The organism is Chryseobacterium taichungense (assembly GCF_900109935.1).
In the GTDB taxonomy this organism is placed as follows: domain Bacteria; phylum Bacteroidota; class Bacteroidia; order Flavobacteriales; family Weeksellaceae; genus Chryseobacterium; species Chryseobacterium taichungense.
Map to the genome: position 1 here is coordinate 1 of NZ_FOBV01000025.1, position 1,899 is coordinate 1,899.

3 protein-coding genes are annotated in these 1,899 nt (G+C 29.4%); all 3 read right to left on the minus strand.

Translation table 11 applies throughout. The features are described 5' to 3' along the window. Positions 1-271: 271 nt before the first annotated feature. The gene (locus BMW64_RS20295) at positions 272-649 is read right to left on the minus strand and encodes a hypothetical protein (RefSeq protein WP_090002512.1); all 378 of its coding nucleotides are present in this window, start codon (positions 647-649) and stop codon (positions 272-274) included. 24 nt (positions 650-673) lie between these two features. After that, positions 674-1,087, minus strand: a complete 414-nt coding sequence (locus tag BMW64_RS20300) for a hypothetical protein (protein WP_090002514.1) — start codon at positions 1,085-1,087, stop codon at positions 674-676. Beyond that, the coding region (locus BMW64_RS20305) for a hypothetical protein (RefSeq protein WP_090002515.1) at positions 1,084-1,899 on the minus strand (816 nt) is incomplete at its 5' end. The genes BMW64_RS20305 and BMW64_RS20300, both read right to left, overlap by 4 nt.

Here is a 1,899-nt window from a genome sequence, read left to right on the forward strand (position 1 = left end):
CCGATATCTTGCATATACATCCTTGCTCCAAAGTCATAAGCCCCAAACTCTTGCAACTCTTTTTCTCCGAACTTATAGCTTTTATAACTTCCCTGTGCAAAATAGGTATTCCCGGTTTTCAAATGATTCATCCCAAACGGATAATAATCATTGGTATCTGTTATTTCAAGAGCGCCTGCGCTGTTTTTATTGGAACTTGCTTTTAAGTTTTCTAGATGATCAAATAAATTAAAACGAGGCTATTTAATATTACAGCCTCGCAAAATTATATTTATTTTGTACAATATTTTTTATATGAAAGACCAGGTAAAGATTCCATGTTGTTTATTGGAACTTCTTTATTAGAAGGATCATTATGTTTTTCTATATTTCCATCCCTCCAATGAATTATTAACTCCTTTAATATGCTTGTTTTACTTTCACAATTTATTTGTAAATAATATTCTGTAAATGCAGTTGATGGATCATTTTCAAAACTTTCTTCTATTTTTTGCCAAACATAAACTTTGTTTCCCGTTTTACTTTCGAGCTTTTCGTATATTTTATTTCCATAATTATCGTTAATTAAAAATTTATATTCCTCTTTTTGAGCATAAATTGATATTGAACAAAATATGATAAATAATATTATTATTTTATTTATTTTCATAAATATTAAAATTTATATTTGGATTTAATTTCCTAAAACTGTATTTTTTATTTTAACTGTATCAACCTTAATTGGTAATTCTGAAAGTAGCCAACCATTATCGGGAGCATTAAATATTTTATCTACTTTATATGTTTCTAATAAAGTATTATTTTTAGGTTGTAAAGAATCAAAAATTAACAAGTATTTGTCATTTTTTTTCAAATCCAAATTTATAGTACTTAAAAACCTTTTTTTATTTACAAAATATTCATAATCTACACCTATACCATTAGTATTTTTGTGATGCCAATCACTTATTATCAACGCAATCGTATATTTAGGAGCTTTTAAAATTTTCTTATTGTTAAAGTATCCGTTAATCATAATAATAGAAATTATTATAATGCCCATACCTATACAAATTAAATGAAAGTATTTGTCTATTATTGTTTTCATTTTTTTACTTTGTTTTCTATGACAATATCTGTTGTATTAAAATATACACCAGGTAGTAGTGTAGTTCCAAAATAACCACCTAAAATTCCACTTGTTAATCCATTATAGTTTCCTAACCCCATCCCCATTAAACCAGTAAATACCTTTGCGCCATTAATATACCTATCATTATATATTCCATTCCAACCTTTACCACCTTGTGAAGATGTATAAACGTTATTACTCATATTAGCTATAAAATTAGCCCATCCAATTTTTATAGCGGTACTTCCAGATCCCCCACCAATAATAGCATTAATTCCTGTTTGTTTTAGATCCACACTACCTTTAATTCCTTTTTGTAAAGCAACATCAGTTGCTCCTCTTAGAATAGCTCCTTGAACATAGCTACCTAGGGCTCCATAGCTTCCCAATGCTGTCCAGGCTGTAACTGCATATGTTGCAACAAAAGGCGCAGCTAAAGCTCCCCCAAACATTAAATAAAAATCTCTTTCTATTTTATCTGCTCCTGTTCTTACAACTTCATTATAATAAAAGCTTCTTCTCATATCTAAGTTCCAATTTCCTAAAGCTCCCGTTATCTTACTCATCATAAGATAGCTGTTGTATCCAAAATTCATAGAATTATTCCAAGTGTCCTCATTTCCTTTGCCATTCATAACAACTTCTTCAATATCAACATTTATAGTATTGAAAGAATAATTCCCACTATAATCCACGGTATGCTTTCCATAGTCAAATCCGCCATTACCGTTGTTTTTCCATTCTCCTCCTATCTTCCACATATTTTGTATAGCTGCATCTTCCAACAT